Source organism: Rossellomorea sp. H136 (assembly GCF_056838065.1).
The window spans coordinates 4,187,350-4,214,332 of the sequence record NZ_CM166371.1; the positions used below are offsets into that span (position 1 = coordinate 4,187,350).

Here is a 26,983-nt window from a genome sequence, read left to right on the forward strand (position 1 = left end):
TTTCACTTAGTCTATGTTTTCTTTGTATCAGAGAGGAACCGGAATGTGCGCAGATTCAGTTCCAAAGGTTTGAAACACATTTTTGTTTTGAACCGGATATACTTCTCTTCCTGTTATGGTATTGATGATGATCGCATTACGGTGCGCACCGAGTCCAAGATCAGGTGCCCCGACTCCGTGAGTATGCATTTCACCGTTCTGCACAAAGATTTCACTCGGTCCTTCTACAAAGGTTTCTAATCGATAATCTTCCTTGACTTTGTATCTATCACACTCATCCCAGGCAATCCATTCTTTCATTTTCGAAAGGAATCCCGGGAATGCAGGCTTGTAGCCCGTGCCAAGAATGATGATATCTGCCTTATCAATGAAATGTTCATCCATGATCCGATGATAGCCATGCAGCTCAAAGGACGTTTCCGTCTTTTCGATGCCGACGATCTCTGTCATGGCCTGCAAGGCGATGTTCGGCTCCTCGTTCCCAACGGATCGATCATATAAATAATCATATATATCGCCTATCGTCTCTGAACTGATGCCTTTATAAAGAAGATCTTGTTCCTTTAGGAGCTGATCCTTCTTTTCCTGAGGAAGCTGATAAAAGAACCGGGTATAATCGGGCGAAAAATACTCAAGGCCCAGTTTTGAATATTCCATCGGGAAGAATCCCTTTGAACGTGTATACCATTGCAGTGAAAATCCTTGATTCTCCTGCTCTTTGGCTACATCGAGAAACACTTCGGCTGCACTTTGGCCGGATCCAATCACGGCAACGGATTCAGCATTTGCACATATCTCCTTATTGGATAAATAATCGGCACTATGAAACACGGTTTTCCCCAGCATTTCCTGAAAAGCTTCAGGTACGGAAGGAACAGAACCAATTCCAAGTACGAGATGTTTCGTAAACATAGTCTCTGTTTGTTGAAGGGCATCATTCCATACGGTGACTTCATATACGCTGTCCCCACTTCCCAATTGGACCGGAACAACCCCTTGAACATCCATTCCAAATCTGCAAGTATCCAACTGCTCACTCACCCATTGGCAATAATGGTTATATTCTTTTCGTGGTATGTGAAATTTTTCTAGAAAATAAAAGTGATATAAGCGGTTATGAGCCTCCAGGTAGCGGAGAAAACTGTAATCACTTCGTACATCTGCCATACTGACTAAATCAGCAAAGAACGGCACTTGTAAGGTCGTTCCTTCAATCAACATTCCCGGATGCCAATTGAAGGTTTTCTTTTTCTCCAGAAATACACTTTTCACTTCGGGTACAGAGTCCAATAAGGCGGCTAACCCTAGATTAAACGGACCCAATCCTATTCCGATGACGTCATATAATTCATTTGATGTGTTCGTGAAGTCCTTCATTCAGCCACCTCTTTTCAAATTCGCTTCTCTCACAAAACATTAGCAGTCCGGTTTTGTCTGGGAGAGTGATCGGTTTAACCGGTTTAAAGCCGCATTTTTCAAAAACATGGATCATTTTGTCATTACGAATATCCGGCTCCGCTACGACTTTAGTAGTCATCTTTTCTTGAAACTGATACGAAACCATCGCTCGTAATAATGGCAGGGAAAGTCCTTTACCAAGATACTCCCTCTCTCCAATTAACAGATGCACCCCCTGATCGAAAGGAGCGGGAGCATACGTTTCCTCCACCACGTCGCCTTTTACCCAATAGGCCTCCCAGTAACTCATTGCCACGCCGTCAAGATACCCTGCGTACAGGGTTTGATGTGAATCAGACAAAGCTTTTTTCAAATGTTCTTGAAATCTTTCAAATGGTAAATTTAAATTCCAGAATGGATGGACATGCTCCTCCATCATCCATTTGTGAATACGTTTTACATCTTTGTCAAAATCTATTTTCTTGAATTGGATCTTTTTTTGGATTTCTTGATCAAACACTTCATGGTCATAGGACATGATGGATTTCCACCTCTTTGGCAAGGGGGTTTTTTACCATCGTGTAGACCGATTGAGCTTCCATTGGACCGACCAGTTCATCCATGTCATAGAATCGGGTCAGTAGATTCGCTTTACACGGAAGGACAGGTTGATATAATAAACTGCTCAGTAGATTGGAATCTTCCCCCCACTGCTGTTCATGGTACTCCAGACGTTCCTTTACAAGATTCATAAGTCTTTCTTCTTCGATGAGACCACTTGCTCCGAAACCATTGATCAGCCCGAATAAATGGTTAAAGAAGAAGTAATAGCGCAATCGTTCCTCTGCCACCTCATCGGCACAAATGGTGTCGCTTTCTTGATTTAATTCTGGAAGGGAATTTTTTAGTTTTTCTACTTTGGATTCACTATAGTAGTATCCCTGATTATCTCTGTAATAGAAGGTTTCAGGGTACCCGTTCCTTAGGTGGATCACCGAATTCTGCTGATGGGCTTCCAGGGCGATCCCGTAGGTGTGGAACAACCAGATCATCGGATCCAGCGTCAGGGATAAGTATCGATCGAACCAATCCACGCTCACTTCTTCCAGACTTCTATTCTCTCTTTGCGCTATCCCTTTAATGATGGAATGTATTCTGGCTTTTCCTCCATAAGCATGATCCTGGCATAAAGCTGCGATCAAGCTGGACCCGCGACTGTTTTGATAGAAAGGATTTTCCCTGATGACCAGCTCAAACCCGGAAACTTCTTCTTTCAGGTCCATGTTTAAATAAGCAGGATCCTGGATGACCTTAAATTGTGGGAACTCTCGGTTAAGGCTATTTCCCACCTCTGTTTCTAGTAATCTGGAAACTTCTACTCCCCTTGCCAGCTCCTTCTTTTGGTTGATGCGAAGAGAGTTTGTGATTTTGACAGGGACGGAGAATTTATACATGTAACGGGATTCTTTGCTATAGACCGTTCTAAACGATGACGTAGCCGTGAAGCGCTTCCCTAACGGACCGATGTAGTCCAGTCTTTCTTCTTCCATCAGGTCTTGTACGTTCACCTTTTCCAATAATGTCTTCACTTGAAGGGGGTGTACAGGAAGCAAGACGCGTTCACCTTCTTCCATCAGCTTCTGTAACCATTTCTGATCTACATCAGAATCTTCCTTTAACTCTTCAAAGATGATGGAAGCTGCAGATTTATCGACACTTGAATCCTGTTCTACCAACGATTTCTCTGCACTAAAGTAATGAAGCTGAAATTCCCCTTTATATTCAGGAGAATACAAATGGTCTTCTTGTTCCGTCAGGCCTTGTTTACTTTTCGGGGTTGGATGAAGCATATGTCCGAATAGAAGAGATTGCTCAGCATCGATGTAGTTAAATTCTTCATCCGTAAGTGCCTCGTTGTCCTGTACCCGACTTTCAACATAGCTTTTAATACTTCTGCAGCTTAGGATCACTCTTAATAGAAGTTCATCTTCTGACCCGTGGTGACGTTTATCCAGTAAGAACTCTTTCACCACTAGTGTTGTAAGGGTAACGTAGTCGAGTGGTTTCAATTCGCTTTTCCCCACTCGATAATAAAGTGGGAAGCCGAATAGATGACGATCCGTAAGAGACCAATATTTCACTGGTATAATCAATTCAATCTGCTGCAGAACCAAATGAGAGACGATGACTTTCTCAAACTGCCCAAGTGACGGATCATTGTCGTAGCCGCTCTCTTCAGTGTAGTTCCCTGTTTCTCTTAAATAGCAATTTAGAAAGCTTTGCATCGTTGCATGTTCAGCAATTTCCTTAGAGTTTCTCATGTATAACCCCTCCATTTACTAATTCGGTGCCGATTTCTTCAATCTCATGTAGAAGGGAATGAATATCTTCCGGCTTTGTTCTTGGATTTAATAACGTCAATTTCAAGAAGGTTTCACCCCTTATCACTGTTTTCGCAATAACCCCTTTCCCCTTATAAAGCAGGGTTTGTTGGATCGTTCGGTTCATATGGTTGAGATCCAGATCCTTTCCTTCCATCCTTTTTGGCTGATAGCGAAAGATGACTGTGTTGATTTCCGGCTCAGGGTTTTGAATCACAATGTCTTGTAATTCTTTCATATAAGAAGCTGTGTACCTGGCGAGCTTTAACGTTTCATCAATCATGTCGCCAAAAAGGCCGGTCCCTACTGTCTTTAATGACAGATACAGTTTTAACGCATCGAATCTTCTCGTTGTTTGAACCGACTTATTCACCAGGTTCAAGATGCCCTCTTCATCGTCTTTGACGGGATTCAAGTAATCAGCATGATAAGAAAGGTAACGGAAATTGACCTCATCTTTTACCAGAAACGCTCCGCAACTAATGGGCTGATAGAACAACTTATGGAAATCCACCGTAATGGAATCAGCAGCCTCCAGTCCTTTCAGTTTGTCCGCATGAGAATGACTAAGCATCAGCCCACCGCCGTATGCTGCATCGATATGAAACCATAACCCCTGCCCACGGGCGATTTCTGCCAGTTCCCCCATTGGGTCGATACTTCCAAAATCGGTGGTCCCGCACGTAGCAACAAGGGCAAAGGGTAATAAGTTCTCCTGATCAAGCTTCTCAAGTGTTTCATTCACTTCCCGGACGCTCATCCGATGATTTTCATCGGTCTTAACCGTCACAACCGCTTGTTCTCCCAACCCCAGTTGAGAAGCCGCTTTCTTCACAGTGAAATGGGCCTCTTCTGAACAAAGAATCCTTAATCGGTTAAAGCCTTCGGGTAAACCATCCCGTTGTACGTTATGATTCCATTTCGAATGACAGAATGCATCGCGTGCCAACAGGAGCCCCATATAATTGGATTGGGTTCCACCACTTGTAAAGACACCTCCGGATGATGCCGGGAGCCTTATTTTTTCCGTTAACCATTTCACCATTTCCGCTTCCACATAGGTGGCAGCCGTACTCTGATCCCAGGAATCCATTGATTGATTAAGGGTTGCGATGATCAGTTCCGCCGCCACTCCAGGAAGTAGAGGAGGACAATGTAAATGGGCCATACTCTTCTGGTGGGAAATATGAAGACTATTTTTAAAAATCGGTTCATCAATTTCATCAAGGACGTCTTCAAAGGATTCCCCTTCAGGAGTAAATGTCATGATCGGTTTGATTTCTTCTTTTATTGCTCCAGGCATTTTCCCTATAAAAGGATTCCCGGTACCTTCATATAGCTTTTGCAGTTTCCTGCTTACTCCATCTATCAGTTCATTAAATGCACTGATTCCCTCTTCCCCTTGATGTAGAAAGAAGGAGTCTATATTCTGATTGGTTTCTCTTTCGATTGTTTTCATTTTCATCATTTTACTCCGCAAGAGAGGCGATTAAAGCTTCTCTGAATATCGATACCACTTCATCGACTTGCTCACTTGTAATGATCAATGGCGGAAGGAAACGGACAACTGCCCCATGTCTTCCCCCTACCTCCAGGATCAATCCCCGTTTGAAGCATTCACGCTGAATTCCGCTCGCGACGTCAGGATTTGCCGGCTGACTTCCGCTCCCTGAATGAGGTATAGTGGGATCAATGATTTCCACTCCTACCATCAGTCCTCTACCTCTTACATCACCTATCTCAGGAAATTCTTGTTGAAGCTCTTGCAGAGATTGAAGAAGTCTTTCTCCCATTTCCCCCGCATGGGCAACCAAGTGATTCTCCTTAATGAATTTCAATGTTGCTGTCCCTGCTGCCATGGCCATTTGATTTCCTCTGAAGGTACCGATATGTGCCCCCGGTTCCCAGGCATCCAGGTCACGATCATATATCACGACAGATAGAGGAAGACTTCCTCCGATTGCTTTTGAAAGAACAAACACATCTGGTACGATTCCTGCATGTTCAAAGGAAAATAGTTCTCCAGTGCGTCCGATTCCCGTCTGTACTTCGTCGATGATGAGTGGAATTCCCCGTTCTTCAGTGATTCTTCTCATTTCCCGGATCCATTCGATCGGTGCAGGTATGGAGCCACCTTCACCTTGGACCGTTTCAAAAATCATGGCAGCCGGTGGTAATATTCCACTCTCGGGATCATCCAGGAGATTCTCGATGTATTGACTGCTAATGCGATGGCTCTCCTCTCCTCCTATTCCAAATGGGCAGCGGTATGTATATGGATAAGGTAAGAAGTGAGTATCAGGCATCAGTCCTTGTACGTTCTTTTTTGGACCCAGGTTTCCGCTGATGGACATCGTCCCGTGAGTAGCACCGTGGTATCCTCCTTGAAACGTAAGAATACTTTGTCTTCCAGTTGCCGTCTTCACTAATTTCAACGCAGCTTCAATCGCATCGCCGCCTGTCGGTCCACAAAATTGGATCTTCGCACGATCACGAAATGCTTCTGGCAACGAGGAGAATAATTCATTCACAAATTCCTCTTTCACAGGCGTCGTAATATCTAACGTATGTAATGGCCGTTTATCACGGATCACTTGCTCCATGGCCTCAATGACCGTCGGATGATTGTGACCCAGCGCTAATGTTCCTGCTCCCGCTAAGCAATCCAAGTATTTATTCCCTTCCATGTCCGTTACATAGATTCCCTCTGCTTCACTGATTGCCAGTGGGATTCTTCTCGGATAGGATCTCGCATTCGACTCGCGTCTCTCCTGTTGGTCCAGTAATTCTCTATTTGAAATGGCACTTTGTACATTCATAATCAAATCTTCCTTTCGTGATTGATTTGCTTTTGCTTCCAACGTCATCTTAATTGATAATGATTATCAATGTCAATAGTAGTTGATAACTATTCTCAATTAATTTCATCTGCTTCTAGTCATTTAGTATGGGAAAGGCACCATTCTATCAAGTGTCATCGTATTCCTTTCATACAAAGGTTTTAAGTGAAATCATTAACAGATTTAAGCATTTACAATTTTACGTAATGCGAAATGCAGGTCTATTATCCCATCACCCTAACAGGGATAATAGTAGTGTGAATTTATTTTAAATGAGAATGATCGGGTGTTATTTTCAATTAAATCTACCTTTAGAAAACAGCAATCTTTGCTAAAATGAACAATAAAAAAACCGGAGAAGTAATCTCCAGTCTACTTGTTCCAATCAGCTCTTAATGATTCATTTCCTTTCTAAGGGCAGCGTCATACACCTTATCCCGCCTCCACCTTTCTCAAGTTCATTCACATCGACTTCTATCAATTTCTTCCCTCGTAATTTCGTATGCCCTTTCAATATCTTCTTATTGGCTTTGGTGCTGACTAACAGGGTCTCCGGATCCAAGTTCAGAAAATTGATATCCGCAACCGTGTGTTTTACATCATCCGTCCATAGAACGTCGAAGCCCTGACGTCGGATGAATTCCTCCATCATCACGTACCTGCCACCATTTTCTGTGATGATTTGTACTGGAAAGAGCCTCATATAGCTCTTGGCTATGAGAAGGTCGGATCCGGCTACATTGCAGTTCATATCCAAATGCATGGTTTCCCCGGTTCGCGGTAAGTCGATGATCCCGATCTCCGAGAAACCGGCCCGAAAGATCTCCTGTTGGATCTCTTCAATACTTTCAATGCTTGTTCGCATTCCTGTATTAATAAAGACAGCATCTTTATTCAGAACGAATACATCCCCATTTTCCAATGCCTTCAATCGGTTATTCTCCTTGATTGAAAACGTCTTTTCGTCAAACCAAGTTTGAAACAGCTCATGACTATGTACGTATTCCGGTGCCCTCATTGTAATCCCTGTATCACCCGGGATGACAGTATTTCCATATACACATGCCAGGTCCCTTACAAATACCCTATTGATGAGCTGATGATTAAGTTCAGCATTTTCTCCTTTTAAGAACCGGGAGTAATCAATGACCGTTATTCCTGCGTCTTCCATTGCCTTCATCATACCTTCATGGTTTTCTTTCGCTATTTCCTGTTTAACAGGTTTTTCCCAACCAACGTAATCAGCCGTTCTTTGATCAGGTATATCCAATGAAGAAGGCGAGCATACCATCACCGTCTTTAATTCTCCATGTTCACTCCAGCAATTCGGATGAATCTTTACCATGAGCCAGCCCCCTTAGTATCAGTAACATTTACTCTCTCCTTTCTCAGGTAAATCATTCTGCTCTTTTCACATAAATCATTAACCTCTACGTCAAACTATGAGGGGTAAAGGCAGGTGGAAAACTGATGAGTAAATGCACGAATCAAACTAATCTTACATGGTGGCAGCTTTCTTTAATCGGGGTGGGCTGTATCATTGGAACAGGTTACTTTCTAGGATCAGCGATCCCCATTCAAAAGGCGGGTTCCTCTGTTATGATTGCTTATTTAATGGCCGGAATTGGAACATGGATGGTGTTTCAAGCCCTTGCAAAATTAACGGCCCACCATCCTGAAAAGGGGTCCTTCCGTACTTATGCAAAGCAGGCTTACGGAACATGGGCAGGGTTCAGTATCGGATGGGTCTATTGGTCGGCAGAAATGCTCATTATGGGGAGTCAGCTAAGCTCTTGCTCTTTTTGCCCAATTCTGGTTTCCTGCCGTCCCCCTGTGGATGCTCACTGCCGGATTTGCGGGTATTGGATTACTTGTCATTTTGATGGGCGTGCAGAAAGTGGAACAGATGGAGAATCTATTTGGAATCATGAAAGTAGCAGCCATCGTGATGTTTGTCATCATCTCTACTGCCGCCATGTTCGGGTGGTTAGGAACCGGTACTAATGCCCACACGCTTCAATCTCCATTAACAGAGATACTGCCACAAAATGGAAAGGGGTTGTGGCTCGCACTTCTTTTTGCCTTTTATGGATTCGGGGGAATTGAAGTGATGGGACTGATGGCTCAGGAGCTTAAAGACCCGAAGGATGCACCAAAGTCAGGGAATATCATGCTTCTTATCTTGACCATCCTTTACCTTTTATCCTTTTATCTAGTATTAAAGCTCGTACCCGCAGGCAGGATCAATCCGGATGAAAGTCCATTTCTAACCGCCCTTAAACAATATGACCTTCCCTGGGTCCCCCATGTATTCAACGCTATTCTGATTATTGCGGGGTTCTCCACCATGGTCGCTTCCTTATATGCAGTCACGACGATGCTGGTGGCATTGGCAGAAGAAGGGGATGCTCCTAAAGCTTTTGCCAAAAAAGGGAAATGGAATGTGCCCCTCCCTGCATTCGGACTCACCACCCTTTTTGTCGCTGCTTCAATTATGATCGCCATGCTACTGCCGGATAAATTATTCGAGTATATCACTACAGCAGCGGGTCTCATGCTTCTTTACACATGGATCTTTATCCTTGCTTCCTATCACAAGCTGATGAGCACCGGTTGGTGGGACCGTTTCCAAACAACTTTTGCACTCATCCTCATTTTATTGGCGATCAGCGGCACACTTCTTGATCATGTAAGTCGCATTGGATATTTTGTAAGCATCGGCTTCATTGTGCTGATTGCGATTGTGACAATAATAAAAGAAAAAAGAGCTGAAGCCTGAACGCTTTAACTCTTGATTTTCGTTTGCATATTTAAGAATGGGCATTTCGATAGAGACGAATCATCATCACTAAGATAATACTGTTTCCACTCATAGTTGTCTTCCTGACCATACCATTTAAGGCTTGGGTGGGGGTCTGCCTCATCATACTCAATGAGCCGCTTCCGTATCACTTTCTTTAATTTCTGGCCAAATGCAGTGGAAGAGTTGATTTCATCGAACACCCACCTGGGCTGGAAGGCTACAAGAAAATAAGGAAAATAACGGCTTTTCCGCATGGTATGGGCAGGTGTTGCACAGAAGGCAAAGTAAGGCTCCCCGTCAAAACAAAACTCCCAGGTATGATGATGGGGATCCTTCGCGATATCTTCCGGCCAAGGTGATTCATCCAATTCATGAATCTTATTCAATAAACCCCAAAATATTTCCTGATAAGAATCAATCGATTGATTATCAGCCACTATCTCCTCTGAATTAAAAAAGACAACAAGAGATGCATATTTCCCTGTATCCCTTGAGATTTCACCATATTGTTTGAGTAAGCAGGCAAGTTTTTCAGAAGCTGCTTGTTTTCTTGGATCTTCTGCAAATCCAAAGCGTAATGTATCCGTCTGAAAGCCTTGTTTTCCAGGTACACATGGGTAAGGGTGTTCTACTTCGCACATGACAGACGAGAAATGGGCGTAGGCTGCTTGTTGCCATGGGGTGAGTTCCTCGCCTTGTTGATCGATCAAACTTTTAGACCATAACATATAGCCGTTCCCTCCTAAATAGTACACATTTATCCTATTAGGAAGGAACTTAGTGGGTGTCTGTCTAGCCGAATATTAATCGACAGGCCTGGACACCGAAGGAGATTCCAAACCCCATCAAAATGAGACCGGAAATAATGGAGATGACCCGCAAGATCATGGGACTGACCAGTTTCCTTGCACCAGTAGCCACACCGGCCATCGTTAGATCCCAAAGGGTGATTCCAAGAAAGATCCCCATGCTATACAGGAAGAGCTGTCCAGCTTCATAGGAACCGGAAGTATGAGCTAATATAGACCCATAGATACCAAGCCAAAACAGAATGCTTAATGGATTGGAAATGGCCATAAAGAATCCTGTGCGAAAAGCTTTTCCTTTCGTTTCATTCAGAGTTTGATGAGAGGGCTTTGTAATGGATCCCGATTTCAGGATGCTTTCAATCCCTGTATACGTCAATACAATGAACCCGAATGCCCACAAGAACAATTTAATGACCGGTGTATCAATAAATTGAGAAACTCCGAAATAAATAAGAAGCATAAAGATCCCGTCCGCTACCATCCCCCCTACCCCTACAAGCCAGGCATGGAAAAAGCCGAAGCGGATCCCCTTGTCCAATTGAGCGGCATTTATCGGTCCCATAGGTGCAGAAAGCGATAATCCCAAAATGATATAGCTTATGAAAATACTCATCTTCTACCACCTTCAAATTAACTTCTTCCTAGTGTATTCGGACAGGCTGCCAAGTATTAAACCGAAATACATAATTGTGCTTAATAAGGATATTCTAATTATCGATGCTATTTTCAAGGAGGAAAAAACAGATGCAAAATCAAGGACAACAATCGAATATGACATCACCTGGAAATCAGATGCCACCGAATATGATGAACACTCAAAGTAAAAACCATGGGGGACATGAGCTCTTTGATGCCCATGAGATCATAGCAGGGATCATCAGCATGCTCGATCAGTATCAAATGTATGATCAGCATATTCAGGATCCTGAACTTAAAAGTATACTTAAGCGCCAGTCAACATTCGTCACAACTATATATAATACGATCGTCGGCAGCTTTTCGACAGGGCATGACCCTATCGTTCCGACCCAGCAATACAAAATGACTCAAACCAATACCACCACATACGGTATCAAGCCCGGAGCACCTAAAAAACCGAATCAATCGGTCAACGACCTTTCCGATAAAGGCTTATCCGCTTATATGCTGGGACAAACTAAATCATTGGCTATGCTTCTTGCCATGACAGCCCTTGAGATGACAAACCCTGTCTTACGCCGTGTCGTAGCTGACAGCGTCCCGAATTTCATTGAAATGAGCTATGAGATTTTCCTCTATCAAAATAAACACGGCTATTATCAGGTTCCTCAATTAAACGACCAGGATATGACCCTTATGCTCCAAAGTTATACAACCGTTCCACAACAAAACATGCCTCAATAACGTTGGATGGATGCCTGTCTCCTCTTTCATTTAAGAGGCGCAGGCTTTTTCACTTACTCATCTTCTTGAACGACTTTCTCTCACGCACATAGGATAGAGGGAGAGTGAAATTGGGAGGTGTTTGAGCTGATTCACACAGTCAAGATGGGAGAAACACTTAGTCAAATTTCAAGAGATTACAGAACCCCGTTACCTGCCATACTTAATGCCAATCCCGGTATTGATCCGAATGTGATCTATCCAGGTCAAACGATTACGATACCTGGGATTCCGGATACAACCAATAACCCTTACCGTATTCAGGTTTCTGTTAACAACCGGTGGCTGCGTTTGTTCAAGGATGGGGTTCAAATCAAGCAGTACCCCATTGCAGTGGGGAGAGTACTCTTTGAAACTCCCATTGGGGAATTCATCATCATTAACAAAGCACCAAATCCCGGCGGACCCTTTGGAACGATGTGGATGAGTTTATCGAAAGAAAGTTATGGGATTCATGGAACCAATGACCCAAGCTCGATTGGAAATGCCGTGTCGAGGGGATGTATACGAATGTATAACAAAGACGTTGAGGAGTTAGCGGGACTCGTTCCAATCGGTACACCTGTTTTGATTAGTCCATAGCTGAAAAAGTGTATAGGAGTCCCTATACACTTTTTATAATTGAAACCTACTTATAGACAGAATGTTTGGCCTCCCTACAAAACAGCTCTCCTTGATTCTACATAGTCCAAACCGAAGTGCATATGAAGGACTCTGGCCGCTTTTTCTACATCACATCTATCAACCAGTGCACTTAATCCTACCGGGGATTCCCAAATGGATGCCTTTGCAATATGGTAGTCATGAAAAACGTTGGTGACCTTTTCTCTCACCTCATGTGATGAGTTGATCCGACCGATCACGGAAACCTTAGATAGGTCCTCTCTTTCCTCAATATGAGAGTATGCCTGATTATATTGTCCAACAATTCTTTTCACTTCATGAAAATCCTGATCTTTAACGATGAGAACAAGGTTTTCCTCGTATTTAATGATTTCTGTTTCAATATGATGGGAATCGAGATCATAAAGAATCAGTGACTCTCCACCATTACAGTCAATGATTGTCAGAACAGAGATATCACTCTGGTAGGCTACTCCCACAATAGGGGCATTTCTCTGTGTTCTTCCACTAATGACGGTCCCACGCCCCTCGGTCAAACTGGAACAAACCACAAGCGGTACATAATGTTCTCTCGCATGTTTAATCGCTCTCGGATGCAGGACACCAGCTCCCATGGTGGCTAAACGCAGCATCTCATCATAGGAGAGGGTGTCAATTTTCGCTGCCCGGGGAACGATTCGCGGATCCGCCGTATACACCCCATCTACATCCGTATAAATATCACACCTATCCGCTTTTAAAGCGGCAGCAAGAGCAGCTGCCGTCGTATCGGAACCGCCCCTCCCTAATGTAGTCACCTCTCCTTTATCCGTAATTCCTTGAAAACCGGCTACCACGACGATTCGTCCCTTTGATAACTCAGATTTAATCCGATCGGTATTGATCGAGGCAATCTTGGCATTCCCAAATACTCCATCGGTTTGAATTCCCGCTTGTCTGCCTGTCAGGGATACGGCTTCCAGCCCCTTATGCTGCAGGGCCATTGTCAAAAGGGAGATCGTCACCTGCTCCCCGGTACTTAAGAGCATATCCATCTCTCTCTTACTTGGCTCTGCAGAGAGTTCCCCTGCCAATCTTACGAGTGTATCAGTCGTTTTATTCATTGCTGATACCACTACGACAACATCATGGCCTTTTTCTCTTTCCTTCATGACATGAAAGACCATGCGCTTGATTCGATCTGTAGAACCAACAGAGGTTCCACCAAACTTTTGAACGATCATACTCAATGATACCCCTACTTTCCTTCAGACCTTATTTATAAAAGATTACTTCTAAGAAACAGCAACACCAGTTTTCACTTCATTCTCCAACGGAATTTCTTTTAAAATAGGAACTGCTTGAATCTGGTCATGTGTGCGAAGGAGCGATTCCAGTGTGTCTTTCGAGCCTTCAACAAATACGTACAAGTTATCGCCCAGTTGAATACGATCCTTTAAGATGAACGACGGGATCCAGTTTTGATAATCATCATTTTCACGGATTCTTAAGACCCACTGGTTACTGCTCTTATCAAGAACCTCTCCCGCATTCACGGTACTTTCACCAGAGCTGGTATACTTTCTCTCTATCAACGACAGAAAATCCTCTACCATGGCGCTGCCTGTAGGCAATTTTCCAGCTCCCGGACCAAGCAGGGTAATCCTTCCTACAAGACTCCCCTTAAGGGATATAGCATTTTCCACATCCTCCACACCGTAAAAAGGATGGGTGTCATGGACAAGGATGGGCTCTACTTCTCCCTTGATATGGTCGACTGAATCCCGACAGAGAGAACCTACGTGTTTAAACCGTAATCGAAAGGATTCCGCTGCCTGGAGCCACTCTGCAGTCAGGTGGGATATCCCCTTACGTCGAATACTCTTCCAATCGGGCTGTCTGCCAAATGCTGTTTGACTTAAAATTAGCAATTTATAGAACGCATCATGGCCTTCGATGTCATTTGTCGGATCGGCTTCAGCGTATCCCTTCTCCTGAGAAATCTTTAAGGCTGTATCAAAGGCAAGACCTCTTTTTCTCATTTGAGATAAGATGAAGTTGGACGTCCCATTAAGAATTCCTTGAATTTGTCTGATCTCATTCACCTTCAGAAGCTGCCTGATACTGCCGATCACCGGGATTCCTCCTGCTGTCGTCGCTTCAAATCCGACCGATACACCCTTCCTTTTCGCCTTCTCCAATAGCTCAGGACCATATTTGGCAAACATCTCTTTATTGGCCGTGACGATATGAACTCCCTTCTCAATGGCTTCGGTTAAATACGTATAGCTAGGCTCTTCCCCCACGATCGCTTCAAAGATCACGTGTAGGTCCGGGATATCCAGGATTTCTTGGAAATCCGTTGTGACGGTAATGGATGATTCAATACTTCGCTCTTTTGTGGGATCTTTAATAAGTATCGCCTTTATCTTTACCTCTTTACCTAGTATTTCCTTCAATCTGTCCTGATGAGTATCGATTGCTTCACAGACCCCTTGCCCTACCGTTCCGAACCCCAGAAGTGCCACATTAATCGTTGACATCATTCAGCCTCCTTTTATCGAATTTTCACTTTATACGTAAAATTGATTCATTCCATTTGAAGATCCACTTGAGGGATGTGAGCGGAAAAGAAAGAGGGTATACAGAAAAGCCCTCTTCTTTTAAGAAGAGGGCTGAATGATCATGCTCCTCCCCTTATCTTCCAGATCCGTATAGAATCTGTAGGAATTGGCACCTTTACAGTGTGATCCTGTAGGTTGCCGGGCTTCATCGGGCCTATCCCTCCGCCGCTCTTGATAAGAGATATAATGTTTCGTTTTGGTATTACTTGCTATTTGAGTATGAATTGGATTATAAAGGGGATTTATTCCCTCGTCAATACTATTTTTAGTATTTTTAAAAAATTCTTTCTAATGTTACAGATAGCTTCATTCCCTATCGGTTTACTTAAGTTTGAACCCTGTCTAGGAGTTTATCAATCTAATTAGCAAAGAGACGTTTTAACATGTTCTGCCGGGGAAAACTATTCCATATCCCTTTATTTGAAAGGAACCGGATCTATTATGCTAAAAAAAATGCTACCCTTATCCATCAGAAAATATATGGTCATGTCCAAACGGCAGAGAATGCGTGAGATTCGGCTGACCATATGGTATATGCCGTTCTTTTATATTTGTTTTTCCATGCTGCTTGTAGCACTCACCCTCTATTTAGATCTGTATGCTGACATCTCGCAGTATACATTCGATTTCTTAAGTATGAATGCATCTGTTACACGCATGCTTGTCAGTACACTCATCGGGGCTATCCTGACGCTCAGTGCTTTCACCTTGAATTCACTGCTTGTTGTACTCACGATGTTCAGTGGTCAATTTTCCCCCAGGATGCTCCTGGACTTCATTTCGGACAATCACACACAGCATGCCCTCGGAATTTTTAATGGCAGTTTTGTATATGTACTGCTCCTCTTTCTTTTTATAGGAGATTCAAAGGAAGAACTTTTTGTTGCCGCCCCGATCATGACGATCGGACTTGCATTCCTTACTGCTGTCACATTCATCTTCTTCATTAACCATGCTTCTACCTGGATGCAGGTACACAATATTACGTACAATATGAAGCAGGTTTCTGAAGTGATGATAAACCAGACGTTAAAAAATGATTTAGAAACCCATCGAACAACAGAAAATGGCGACCTTATGGAACATGAGAAGGAGAACATCATTCACTTACAGGCAAGGGAATCGGGATATATTCAGTTAATCGATTTCCATGGAATGATCGAACGGGCTATGCAGGATAACCTCATCATTCAGCTTCATTACAAAGTTGGAGATTATATATTGGCCGGAAATGAAATCATGAGTATTTGGGGACCTGAGACCAACGATATTTCGGATGGTTTCTATCTCACTTTCATTGAAATGGGGCATAAAGAGACCGAAATCCAGGACCTGCAAATGGGGATTCACAAGCTGGCTGAAGTTGCAATCAAAGCTCTCGGTAATGATGATCCCAAAACGGCCTCTAATACGATTGATCAAATGGCTGACCTTATGCTGACTGTAGAAGATCACTTATCCTTCACTCCATATTTGATTGACCAGGAAGGAAGAGTCCGAGTCATACTTCAGTCCGAAGCATTTGATTATTACCTGTATCGCGGGTTCGGCTATATCCGCCATTATGCTAAAGACAATCATTTAATCATTACTGACATTGTGCGGGCACTGGCGCTCATTGCAGAATCCATCCAGCCATCCAAACACAGGGACATCTGGGAATTTGCCTGTAATACCATTGATCATATTGAAAGGGAGGTCATATATGAATTAGATAAAACCTTTCTTCTTCAAGAAGTTCATAAGCTGGCACGTCTCACTGAAAACCTTAAGGAATATAAGAAAATCGAAAGTAAATTCTATCCTTCTGTCAATGAAAATACGTAAAATTAGGCTGGGACAAAACTAAAAAACCACGATAAAAAGACGAACAATAGAAGTGTAGGTTCTTCATACCGCTAATGATTTCCGTGCAAGACTACGCTTTCCGCGGGTAGCCCGTGAGCCTCCTCGGCAAGCCTGCGGGGTCTCACATAAGCTACTTTCCCGCAGGAGTCTTCGTCTTGCACTCCAATCAACCGCTGGAAACAGCTAAAATCAAATGATTCGAAAATAAATAATAAACCCGAACAAACCTGCACATTAAGAAGCAGGTTTGTTCGGGTTTGACTTAGGATAAAAAACTTTTGTCCCAGCCTCTTTTTTACTAGGAATTAAATCCACGTTTCGACGATACTGGAATCTTCCCCTTGCGTTTTCGGTACTAGCGAGAAACGTTCGGGAATTTCACTTCTGATTGTTTCTAATGTAGGTCTCATTAAAATATAATGAGTCGGTTGATTGACATCAAATAGCCTTGCTACAAACATGCCTTGATAATCTTTCGGGCTGGAATAAATACAGATGATGGGCATTTTATAATCACTTAATGTCACCTCATCAAATGATGATATTAAACGATCCGGGTTTTCCATCAAACCTCTCCTTTACTATGTAATTTCATGTCATTAACCGTTAGCTTAAAACGCATTCTTTTCCTTTTGCCTCTCTCCCATCCATTCGATAATGAATGTAGAGTTTTTGAATATAATAGTTGCACTGAACGTATTGCCCTTTTTCCTTCAATAGAGGGATGATGACATTCTCAATATATTGATAATGTGCTTCCTCTCCCTCTTGCACCCTGATCTCAAGCATCGTAAAGAAAGTTTCCATGTAGGAATTTTCATCTTTCACAGATGCCTGTCCCTCTTCTATTAAACTTGCATATTTTTCTTTATTTGCGGAACCGTCCACATTCATGGAACTATCAATATAACCAAAAAGGCTGTTTACATACATTTCATTATAGGAATCATGCTTCAATAATCCATAGGCTATGTGAAATGCATCTCTTGCCTTTTTATCATCCATTACTTCTCGATAAAGATTCCCTAAATTCAGGTGAAGAACGGCTTTTCTTCTATGATCATGAAGATTATCACAATGTTGGATCAGCTCGTCATATTTTTCTACTAACGAGGCAAGAATCTTCCCTTCGCTTCTGCCTTCCGCTACCAATTGAATCGTAGCAGCATCTACGCACCTTGTAAAATTAAACGTTTCTTTGAAATAATTCAGAGCAAGCTGACTATAGCGCAGTGACTTGTCATGCTGCCCAAGATCATGATAGCCAACTGACATATGATAGTAGGATTCAGGATTGGAATAAATATCTCGATCTATTTTCTCCAAATACTTTATGGCTGTTTGTGGATTTCCTTTTGCAAGCTCATACATGCCTTTTATATGATAGTATAACTGAAAATCATAATCGAACATATGGAAGGAAAGACGCTTATTAGAAAACTGGCTTAAGTAGAATGCAGCTTCTTTTATCTCCCCTTTCATAATAAAGTACCTTGCTTTCAGTAGCTTAAAGGTGCCATTCAAGGTTTCAATTTTGATTAAGGGATTTTGTTCGATGGTCTCCTTCAATAATTCGATCTTTCCATTTACCTGCTTGATCATGACATCATGCCACAATTCCAAATCTAATTGTAATTTTTTATATGCCTTTAACTCTTTCTCAACGTTAATATTTAACCTTTGATTGAATAATTCGATTTTATCCATTGTAATCTGTAAGTGTCCGCTTTCAATTTTACTGATATGGCCAGGTGTACAGATCCCATCGCCCACCTGCTTTTGGGTCATCCCCTTATAGATCCTATAATACTTTATAAATGTCCCAATATGCATGATTTAACCTCCAGGGTGACGTAGTATAAGTTGGTTCATTTCATCCAAACAACAGTTCCAACGCTTTTGATTTTTTATTTTAATATAGGTTCTACTTCTATTATACTAGTAAGTGATCATGAAAAAATTGGGGTTTTCAGTGGATTTCCATCTGTCTCTTCCGGAACTATTTACCCGGTTCTTTTTTCTTAATATCCTAATATTTTCACTTCACGAAATCCATTTCAATGAAATAGACACACTATACCTTACACATTTGAAATTTTTTCAATTATTTAGTAATATAAAGAAAATTGATACAGTTCTTAATGCCTAATCCATTTTCCCGATTTCTTGCACATTCAATTATGCTATTTTCCGAAAATGATTGTGGCTTTTAAAATTAGTAAAAAAGATAACCGGCGCACCTGACTGATTCAAGGTGTGCCGGTTATCTTTTTTTACATTTGATCTGAAGGTTGGATAGGAGGATCCAATTGGATTTCCTGGTTTGGATAAATCTTAGAGATAACGGAAGAGCCCATTAATCTCTTAATTGCATTTGCCGGTAATTCTATTGACACCCCATTAAAGGCTGTCTTATACCTATGTTTGATGCGATATTCCACTTCATTATCATCCAGAAAGGCATGAAGTTCTTGTTCGAAAGCCTGATGACTCTTTTCAACGTGTTCCTTGGCTTTTTCCAAGGTCATATCCACGCCTTGAGCTTCTGCTTCTAAAACGGCGATTTGTGCAGGTTTTGTCTTAAACTCAATAATAACGGAAATAACCTTCTTACTTGAAAGGTTAATCGATGGGTCAACTTTAACTGACGAATTCATAGTCTCTTTCACCGCCTCTTCCTCGTTTTGATAGGCATTTTCCCCTATGTTCTCCTGACATCCTCCCATGTACATCATAAAGATCAGGAAAAGGACACTCCAGTAGTACTTCTTCATTTACTTTTGTTCTCCTTTATTTGAGAGTTAACAAAAAGACAATCTATCAGGATTGTCTCCTATCGATTGCCTTTTCAAACGTTATTCGCGAAGTTATTCTATTTTAGGGGTAACTTAGTTTTTTGCACCCTCATCCATTTGCTTGGCTGTTACATTCAAATTCGATGTATAAGTAACTCCTTGATACTCATTACCGGCTTTTTCGTCCAGTTTGATTGCGAAAGAAAGATCAATATATTGGTCATCATTTAATTGCCAGAATTCATGCTTCTCGCCTTCTTTAGAACCATCCCCAAGTACCATCTTGGCTTTTCCACTCATGCCTTTTGCAACAGGTTGAACTTCTTCTTCCTCGACAAATCCGACAACCATTTCAACTCCAGGAGCGATCGCTTTGGACATAGATTTTACTTCATTGGTTGTCCCATTGAATAACTCATCTAAATAGATTCTTGATTCTTCCAGGATGTCGTCTGTCATTTCTTGTCCTTCAGAGAACTTATAAGCGATATACCCTACTTTATAGGAATCTAAAGGTACATCTGCACTTAGAGACTGGTTATAGGTAGCTCTAAGATAAGCATCCATATCACCTGTATTTTCAATCTTTAACCATTCACCGTACTTTAATTGAGAAGGGGCAAACCCAGTAGCTTCGATGATCTTTGTTTCCATGTCTTGTGAGTTGTTGATTTCTAATGTACCGTTCGTAATCTCTCCTGTGGCATTTGTCTCGGATGTGAACCAAGAATATGTACCAAAGCTTCCAGATACTACGATTGCTCCTACTAATGCGCTTCCTAAAAATGCATTCTTCAACTTAAACATGTCAATCCCCCATTATTTTTTATGATTTGGTAAACTCCTCTTGCTTCTTCGGTTTGATTTTTTCATAAACCGTTAAACACACATACCCTGTTAATGGAACAATAATGAATAGTAAGAAACCCATCGGGCCTTTCGTATATTGAGAAAGGAAACCAAGATTTGGAATATGAAAGAGTTCCTTCCCTACGATTTCATTTGCCGTTGTGACATCTTCATCCACCGCATTATTATTGTCACCTTGAGTATAGAAGTGCTTTACTCCGTCTTCCCCAACAATGGAGGTGATTCTGTGAGTAATCAGGTTATTCTCCTGGTTGTAATAGGAGATGATATCTCCCTCTTTAAGATCTTCTGCATCCATCTTTCGGGTAATGATCACGTCTCCAGCCTCAAAGGTAGGAGCCATACTATTCGACAATACGGTTAACGGCTTGTATCCAAAAAAGGATAGCGGTTTACTGCTGTTCAGGCTTATGAAGATGGAAACGATGATCATCATGATGAGTAAAAAGATTACGATTGGTATGGTTTTTCTGACAATTTTCACTACCTGCTCCATATCTCACCCTCTATTCTGGTTGTGTTGTGTGTAATCTCAGATGGAAGTAAAAGAAGTTCTTTTCTAATCAGAATTTCGTTAAGATTCTGATTTCTATTTCTATTATTACACAGCTCGGTGACTTGGTGTATTGGGGTTTACAGGGGGAGGAAACTCCAGTCGGATAGGTATTATCACCTAACATTCTCTAGCGTTAAAATTGAAGAAGTCTATATTCTCATATGAATAATCCTTATATGTGACAGAATAACCAGTCTTATATCACTATCTCCTTCCCCCAAATTTGTCGGTTAGGCGCACCTTTTGTAAATTTACTGTTCGCTAAGTCTACTGATTAGAATTAAAATGCTGGAGGGTATGATGATAACGTCTACTCTTTTTGTTTTTTTAAGGGATTAGTAGAGGTTTTGCTTCTGAAAATAAAAAACCAAGGTACTTTTTTCCCGTACTCTTGGTCTGAAAAAATTCTATTCTACCTTTATAAAGGTCCTTTCTAAATTGGGGATTTATTGACAAAATATATGTCTTTCCATTTGCTTAATTCGAGGAGGACTCCAAGGTTTACAATCTCATCTAACATTTTTGAACCAGTCTACTCGCATACTGGAGAGCCTTCTCTTGATTTCCTTGTTCTAAATAATGCTGATACATGGTTCTTTCATATGTTTGTAATTGTTGATTTTTTCCTTTTTCCTCTAACATAGGAATGATTTTTTCTTCAATAAATTGATAGTACTGCTGTTTTTTATTCTCAAATAATAATCGAAGCATTTTGAAGAATTGATAGCTGCTTTGATCGTGGATGTCCTTTGCGATTTGACTGCCTATTTCAATTAATTGCTTGAGTTGCTGTTTGTCTTGATCTCCTTCATCTTGATCTCCTTTAATGTGTAAACAGCAATAAACGTACCCAATCAGATTATTAAGATAGATAGGAGAGTTTTTATTTTTCCCCAGTAAAGATAATGTCTTCTCATAGTACATTTTCGCATTCTCATTGTCCCCTGCATAGGAGTGTTCATAAGCCAAATTGCTTAATAAAGCCGCCTTTTTAGAGGTTTCATTGAGAATATCACATTGTGCTATTAATCGATTATATCGATCAACGAGATCTTCAAAATTCCAAAGTTCGTTTCTTCCTTCGTTTATTAATTTGATAGTTTCAGCATCAATGACTTTTTTAAAATTATTTGTTTTCCTGAAGTAATCCAGGGCGAGTTCACTATAGTAATAAGCCTTTACTTTAAAATGAAGGTTATGATAGGCAATGGCGATTTGATAGAAAAACTCATGATTTAAATATTCTTTTTCATTGATTTCAAGCAGGTACTCCAGTGCTTTCTTGAAGTCCCCTTTCAGTACTTCTGTGATTCCCAAAAGGTGATGAAGCAAATGAATTTCATATGCGTTTAATTCTTTACGGTGTTTTTTCATTTTATCCAGAAGGATTTCTGCTTGGGGTATGTTTCCTTGCAAAAGGTAGTATCTTGATTGCAATAAGAAATACTTATTTTTCACAGATTGAATAAGGAATAATGAATTCTCTTCTACCTCATTCTTTAATCTCTCAATTTCACTTTTTTGCTGTAACACCATACTATCAAACCATTGATCAAGTAAGCGCTCATATTTCTGAAGCGATTGCATTTCTTTTTTTAGGTCAATCCCCAGTTTCTTACTTAGCAAATGTGTGATTTCAGGGGAATATTGGGTGTTTCCACGTTCAATTTTGCTAATATGTGTAACTGAGCATATCCCTTTTCCCAGTTCTTCTTGTGTTAGTTCTTTTTTTTCTCTATAAAATTTTATTAGGATCCCTGAACTCAACGTTATCACTCCCAACTGATTTTATTATTCAAGATTTATTGCAATCAAAGGGTATTTTCACCAACTAAAGTACTAAGAAGGGTAGTCCTTTAAAGGACTACCCTTACTTCTGGTTGATTACGATGATCACCATGATGTTGTGGAATGTAGCTGTTAAGGATTAATTCCCAATTCATCTTTAATCGTGTCTATCGTTTTACCATTCAATTCTGATTGAGGATCTGGTGTATCAAGAACAAATTCGTTTTCCGATAAATAATACTTTTCAAGAAGGGTAAAGTCTTGCTCATCCGTGGTACCATCAAGGTTTATATCAGTATTTCGATAGTCTGTTCCCCAATGCTCTTGCAGTAGTAATGCATCATGGATATCAATGGCATTATCTTTATTAATATCCCCCGGCTTTGATACGGCTGTTCTATAAGAAATCCATTCTCCGATATCTATACCATTTTCTTCCCGACCAACCTCAAGTGGGGTATATGTCGTATAGTGTCCTGGGATATCAATGATCATGGTATATTTCTTCTTTGTTATTGGGAGTTTATCGAAATAAATGACTCCATTTGGTTCTAATCTCGCTGGATAAATGGTCCCTTTTGTATCTTTTAATTGAACAGTTGCTCCTACAGTCGAGTAATCTCTACTGTGATCCATTCCACCTTTATCTGTAAGTAGTCCTTCTGCACCTAAATATCCCGCATCCACCTTTGAAAACGCTGGATAAATGGGGTGAAGTCCGATCTTCGTTTGAATTCTGGGACCATGATTCACCTGCATTGTAGAGTTACTGAACAGGGGAGAATAAATATTTCTAAACTCATCTGCACTGGTATCTGCTACGACCTCAAATAAAACAACATCTCCAGAGACTCCTTCGTCAGGAATAGTAATATCGATGATCGTCTTGGTAGTTCCTGGAGTAGTCGTTGTCTCTACTAATTCTGAACCTTCTGGCAGATCAGCCCCTAATTGGAAATCAACAGACTCATCAAAGTATTTATCTTGATAATAGAAGGTCATAGATAAATGCTTGGCATTTTTTAAATTATTAGCATAGAAGGTATACTTGATTTCGTCCCCCATTTGGTACGACTCTTTATCTGGTTTTGCAAATATATACTGTGATCCTTCTTTTGCATAATAAACAACCTTTGGCACCGCAGTATTTCCTGCATAATCGGCACCAAGATATTGCATTTCCCTTATGGAGTTTGTTCCAACATTTAATTCTTTTGAAAACTTTCCATTTTCATCTACTTCAAGTTGGTAATTCGGGCCTGTTGGACCATACCATATGTTGTTACTTGCCGGAGTTAGTGACATACCTGCTTTTTGGGTTTCACTCATTTCCGGATCCACCAAAGTACCTGATAATGTTACTGTATCTTCGCCTTTTGGAAGTTCAACAATTGGAAGATCTCCTTTCGGTAGGGCATTTGTCTCATCAAAGGTAATTTTCGGCGCTCCATTATCAAGGCTAATAGTCGACGTTTTAGCAAACTGTCTGCCATCTTTCGTCGTACCGATCATTTTGACTTCATATATACCATCTTCTGCCCTTATTTTTGTATAGCTGATTGGCTTCTTTTCATGTCCAGTTAGTGGGTAATAATACCCTGCAAATCCATCATCAATGAAATAATCATAGTCAATCGCCGCTCCTGTTGCATTCACTCCTGTAATCCAGCCCAATTCTGCTTGCGTTTCTGGGTCAACTAATACCCAGTCCAACTTTTCCATTGGCGAGTTTAATCTGAAATCAAGATCAGTCGCCTTTCTGCTGTAAGAATTTTTTACACGGTTTGTCGAAATGCTTGGTGTATAGACTTCAAAGTGGCCAATTCCTTCCTCCACGACTTTTGCTCCAAATGGAATACGGTAAATTTCTTCAGGATTCTTTTGGTTCTTGAGCACAATATATCCTTCATATGTCCCTTTTTGGGCTGATTTCGGAATCGTAAGGAATGCGTTGAAGCGTTCCTCTTTATTTTTCTTTACTTTAATCGAGTCGGGAACATTCAGCCTTACTCCGTTTTTCTCCGCATCGAGTGATCCTGATGCTTCCGCTCCGATATTATACTCAACGGAGATGTCATATTTATTGTTTTTATCACTATTATTTGTGATTGATAGATTCGTTGTTTTGGTGATGTGTTCATCCCCCATCGGTATGAAACCGTAGCTTAAGGCACCGGTTTGTTCCGGGATGATTATTTCTTCCCCATTTTCAATAAATGGCGTTTCATCCAGAACAGAAATCATTGTATCAGAGTGGATCGCCTGCATTGGATCTACTCTTCCCGCTCCCACTTCAAATACGCTATATTGATTTTTCAAGGGATCGGCGGTATTCATTAACACAGATTTGATATCACTTGGCGTGTATCCGGGATGTGCCTGAAGTAACAATGCTGCAATACCAGCCACTTGAGGTGACGCCATTGATGTCCCAGATAATCGTTGGTAGGCATGGGAATAATCCGTAGTATCTTCTTTATTTTGAATATAAGCGGGAACGGTTGATAAAATATTCACTCCTGGTGCAGTCACTTCTGGCTTGATATCATATAACGTTCCTGACGGGCCCTTCGAACTAAAGGAAGCCAGCTCGTCTCCACTGATTTCTGCTTTCCCTACTTCACCTAGAGTGATCATAGGTGCACCTTCCTTAAATAGCTCTTTTACTTCTAATCCGGAATGTTTTGATAATGAAAAGGTAGGGATATTATCGTTACTTTCACCTAGATAATGTGGAATATGGCCTTCGTCTTGATTATTATTATAAATCACCACGCCAACCGCGCCATTTTGTTTTGCATAATTCATTTTTTCAATGAGGGCATATGTACCTCTGGCAACAAAGGCTATCTTTCCATTGACATCTTTCCCGTTGTAATCAGCCGGTCCGCCTTCTCCCACTTCGACCATTTCGTAGTTTTGTCCTTGTAGCTTACTAAACTCATCCGTCCAATTGTTGGTCATTAACTGAAGGTTTCCGTCCAGCTCCTTTCCTTCTGCTGAAAACGCACCATCATAAGTCGTGACAAAAGATGGAGCAGAACTTGCGCCCACTGTCAAAGCAAGTGCGGCAGCACCTGGTGAACCTAATGTACTATTCCCAAGATCTCCTGAGTTCCCGGCAGCTACGACTGCCGTCACACCACTTAACACGGCATTATCTACCGCTAAGCTTGAAGCATCCAAAGGATTATTCGTTTGTGCTCCAAGTGATAGATTAATGACATCCATCCCGTCTGCAACAGCACGGTCTATTCCGGCAATGATGGCGCTATTCGATCCACTTCCATATGGCCCTAATACCCGATAAACGTTCAATTCTGCATCAGGAGCCACTCCTATGACCTTATAATCAGAATCATTCTCAGCTTGGCCCACGATGGTTCCGGATACATGTGTACCATGGTCTGTATAGTATGTGCTGCCTTGGTGTACTTCGGGATAACCATCAGCTGCTTCCCAGTCTTCATAAGTTGTTTCCATTGGATCGTCATCATTGTCTACAAAGTCATACCCGCCTTTATAAGCATCTTTTAAATCCGGGTGATGATAATCGATACCTGTGTCAATAACTCCCACTTTCACTCCTTCACCTGTAAACCCTTCTTTATGCAACTTATCGATATTCATAAAGGGAATACTATCCACTTTGGTCGTTGTCCCTTCTTCCTCTGTTGATTTAGGTGGAGGAGTAAGTTTTACTTCTAATTCGCTATATACTGCTTTTACAACGTCTGAGTCTAATAGATTTTCAACCTTATTGGCTGGTAGAGTGATGGCTACTCCGTTAAACGCATTCTTATAGGAGTGTTTGAGCTCGTAGTTATCTTTTCCGGATTTTTTCTTTTTCACGACCTTCTCGTCTAGGTCCTTTTTGAATTTTTTATGGGACTCTTCCACCTTTTTCTTTGCCTTTTCAAGAGAAACTTCTTCACCCTTGAGGGACTTTTGAATTTGCTCTGCCTTTGCAGGAAGCTGTTCAAATTCGACAATAATGGTTACATCTTCTTCACTTTTTAAATCAATATCCCTCGATAATTGAAGTCCTCTCAATGTTCGATTGGCCTCTAATTTATCAAGTGCTTCACGTTGTTCTTTCGAAAGATCCGCAAGTACGTTCATGGCATTAGGCCCAGATTCTGCTTGTACAACTGGGTCCAAACCGATTGGACCAGCTGCTCCCAACAGAAGTCCCATGCTTAGTGCAACCTTAGGAAATTTGCTATTTCTCATCATTTTCCCCCCT

20 protein-coding genes, 1 pseudogene and 1 riboswitch are annotated in these 26,983 nt (G+C 41.3%); of the genes and pseudogenes, 4 read left to right on the plus strand and 17 right to left on the minus strand.

The window, feature by feature from the left end:
* Positions 1–27: 27 nt before the first annotated feature.
* The 6 genes from ACYH0O_RS21325 to ACYH0O_RS21350 all read right to left on the minus strand — a co-directional run bounded on the left by ACYH0O_RS21325 (position 28) and on the right by ACYH0O_RS21350 (position 7,964).
* Positions 28–1,377: a lysine N(6)-hydroxylase/L-ornithine N(5)-oxygenase family protein gene (locus ACYH0O_RS21325; RefSeq protein WP_482630232.1), complete on the minus strand. Its 1,350-nt coding sequence runs from the start codon at positions 1,375–1,377 to the stop codon at positions 28–30.
* On the minus strand, positions 1,349–1,903 hold the full coding sequence (locus ACYH0O_RS21330; protein WP_482632637.1) for a GNAT family N-acetyltransferase: 555 nt from the start codon (positions 1,901–1,903) through the stop codon (positions 1,349–1,351). Before ACYH0O_RS21330 ends, ACYH0O_RS21325 begins: the two co-directional genes overlap by 29 nt.
* Positions 1,904–1,925: 22 nt before the next feature.
* Positions 1,926–3,719 (minus strand): IucA/IucC family protein, encoded by a 1,794-nt coding sequence (locus ACYH0O_RS21335; RefSeq protein WP_482630233.1) that lies wholly within the window; start codon positions 3,717–3,719, stop codon positions 1,926–1,928.
* Positions 3,706–5,238, minus strand: a complete 1,533-nt coding sequence (locus ACYH0O_RS21340) for a pyridoxal phosphate-dependent decarboxylase family protein (protein ID WP_482630234.1) — start codon at positions 5,236–5,238, stop codon at positions 3,706–3,708. Before ACYH0O_RS21340 ends, ACYH0O_RS21335 begins: the two co-directional genes overlap by 14 nt.
* Before the next feature lie 10 nt (positions 5,239–5,248).
* The gene (locus ACYH0O_RS21345; RefSeq protein ID WP_482630235.1) at positions 5,249–6,598 is read right to left on the minus strand and encodes a diaminobutyrate--2-oxoglutarate transaminase; all 1,350 of its coding nucleotides are present in this window, start codon (positions 6,596–6,598) and stop codon (positions 5,249–5,251) included.
* A gap of 421 nt (positions 6,599–7,019) precedes the next feature.
* The gene (locus ACYH0O_RS21350) at positions 7,020–7,964 is read right to left on the minus strand and encodes an arginine deiminase family protein (RefSeq protein ID WP_482630236.1); all 945 of its coding nucleotides are present in this window, start codon (positions 7,962–7,964) and stop codon (positions 7,020–7,022) included.
* 125 nt (positions 7,965–8,089) lie between these two features.
* Here ACYH0O_RS21350 and ACYH0O_RS21355 point away from each other — a divergent pair.
* A pseudogene (locus ACYH0O_RS21355) lies at positions 8,090–9,398 on the plus strand (amino acid permease).
* A 5-nt stretch (positions 9,399–9,403) separates the two neighbouring features.
* Here ACYH0O_RS21355 and ACYH0O_RS21360 read toward each other — a convergent pair.
* Complete coding sequence (locus ACYH0O_RS21360) at positions 9,404–10,150, minus strand: YqcI/YcgG family protein (RefSeq protein ID WP_482630237.1); 747 nt, start codon at positions 10,148–10,150, stop codon at positions 9,404–9,406.
* A 64-nt stretch (positions 10,151–10,214) separates the two neighbouring features.
* Positions 10,215–10,844, minus strand: coding sequence for a LysE family transporter (locus ACYH0O_RS21365; RefSeq protein WP_482630238.1), 630 nt, complete (start codon positions 10,842–10,844; stop codon positions 10,215–10,217).
* A gap of 131 nt (positions 10,845–10,975) precedes the next feature.
* On the opposite strand from ACYH0O_RS21365, the gene ACYH0O_RS21370 reads away from it, so the two are divergent.
* Positions 10,976–11,614 carry a spore coat protein gene (locus tag ACYH0O_RS21370; RefSeq protein ID WP_482630239.1) on the plus strand — a complete coding sequence of 213 codons (639 nt, stop codon included), beginning with the start codon at positions 10,976–10,978 and terminating at the stop codon, positions 11,612–11,614.
* Positions 11,615–11,740: 126 nt separating this feature from the next.
* A complete protein-coding gene (locus tag ACYH0O_RS21375; RefSeq protein ID WP_482632638.1) occupies positions 11,741–12,235 on the plus strand; it encodes a L,D-transpeptidase family protein in 495 nt (164 codons plus the stop codon).
* A 74-nt stretch (positions 12,236–12,309) separates the two neighbouring features.
* Here ACYH0O_RS21375 and ACYH0O_RS21380 read toward each other — a convergent pair whose 3' ends face one another.
* Together ACYH0O_RS21380 and ACYH0O_RS21385 are read right to left on the minus strand one after the other, a co-directional pair.
* Complete coding sequence (locus tag ACYH0O_RS21380) at positions 12,310–13,506, minus strand: aspartate kinase (RefSeq protein WP_482630240.1); 1,197 nt, start codon at positions 13,504–13,506, stop codon at positions 12,310–12,312.
* A 45-nt stretch (positions 13,507–13,551) separates the two neighbouring features.
* Positions 13,552–14,802, minus strand: a complete 1,251-nt coding sequence (locus tag ACYH0O_RS21385; RefSeq protein WP_482630241.1) for a homoserine dehydrogenase — start codon at positions 14,800–14,802, stop codon at positions 13,552–13,554.
* Positions 14,803–14,950: 148 nt separating this feature from the next.
* A riboswitch (SAM riboswitch) is annotated at positions 14,951–15,061 on the minus strand.
* A gap of 260 nt (positions 15,062–15,321) precedes the next feature.
* Here ACYH0O_RS21385 and ACYH0O_RS21390 point away from each other — a divergent pair.
* Complete coding sequence (locus tag ACYH0O_RS21390) at positions 15,322–16,707, plus strand: DUF2254 domain-containing protein (protein WP_482630242.1); 1,386 nt, start codon at positions 15,322–15,324, stop codon at positions 16,705–16,707.
* 326 nt (positions 16,708–17,033) lie between these two features.
* Here the strand turns inward: ACYH0O_RS21390 and ACYH0O_RS21395 are convergent, their stop codons facing one another.
* The 7 genes from ACYH0O_RS21395 to ACYH0O_RS21425 form a co-directional block, all read right to left on the minus strand.
* Positions 17,034–17,294, minus strand: coding sequence for a hypothetical protein (locus ACYH0O_RS21395; RefSeq protein WP_482630243.1), 261 nt, complete (start codon positions 17,292–17,294; stop codon positions 17,034–17,036).
* Between the two features lie 40 nt (positions 17,295–17,334).
* Positions 17,335–18,561: a helix-turn-helix domain-containing protein gene (locus tag ACYH0O_RS21400; protein WP_482630244.1), complete on the minus strand. Its 1,227-nt coding sequence runs from the start codon at positions 18,559–18,561 to the stop codon at positions 17,335–17,337.
* Positions 18,562–19,001: 440 nt separating this feature from the next.
* Positions 19,002–19,502, minus strand: coding sequence for a protease inhibitor I9 family protein (locus ACYH0O_RS21405; protein ID WP_482630245.1), 501 nt, complete (start codon positions 19,500–19,502; stop codon positions 19,002–19,004).
* Between the two features lie 114 nt (positions 19,503–19,616).
* Positions 19,617–20,330 (minus strand): hypothetical protein, encoded by a 714-nt coding sequence (locus ACYH0O_RS21410; protein ID WP_482630246.1) that lies wholly within the window; start codon positions 20,328–20,330, stop codon positions 19,617–19,619.
* Between the two features lie 19 nt (positions 20,331–20,349).
* Positions 20,350–20,889, minus strand: a complete 540-nt coding sequence (locus ACYH0O_RS21415; protein ID WP_482630247.1) for a signal peptidase I — start codon at positions 20,887–20,889, stop codon at positions 20,350–20,352.
* A gap of 573 nt (positions 20,890–21,462) precedes the next feature.
* Positions 21,463–22,716, minus strand: a complete 1,254-nt coding sequence (locus ACYH0O_RS21420; protein WP_482630248.1) for a helix-turn-helix domain-containing protein — start codon at positions 22,714–22,716, stop codon at positions 21,463–21,465.
* Between the two features lie 153 nt (positions 22,717–22,869).
* Complete coding sequence (locus tag ACYH0O_RS21425) at positions 22,870–26,973, minus strand: S8 family serine peptidase (protein ID WP_482630249.1); 4,104 nt, start codon at positions 26,971–26,973, stop codon at positions 22,870–22,872.
* Positions 26,974–26,983: the final 10 nt, after the last annotated feature.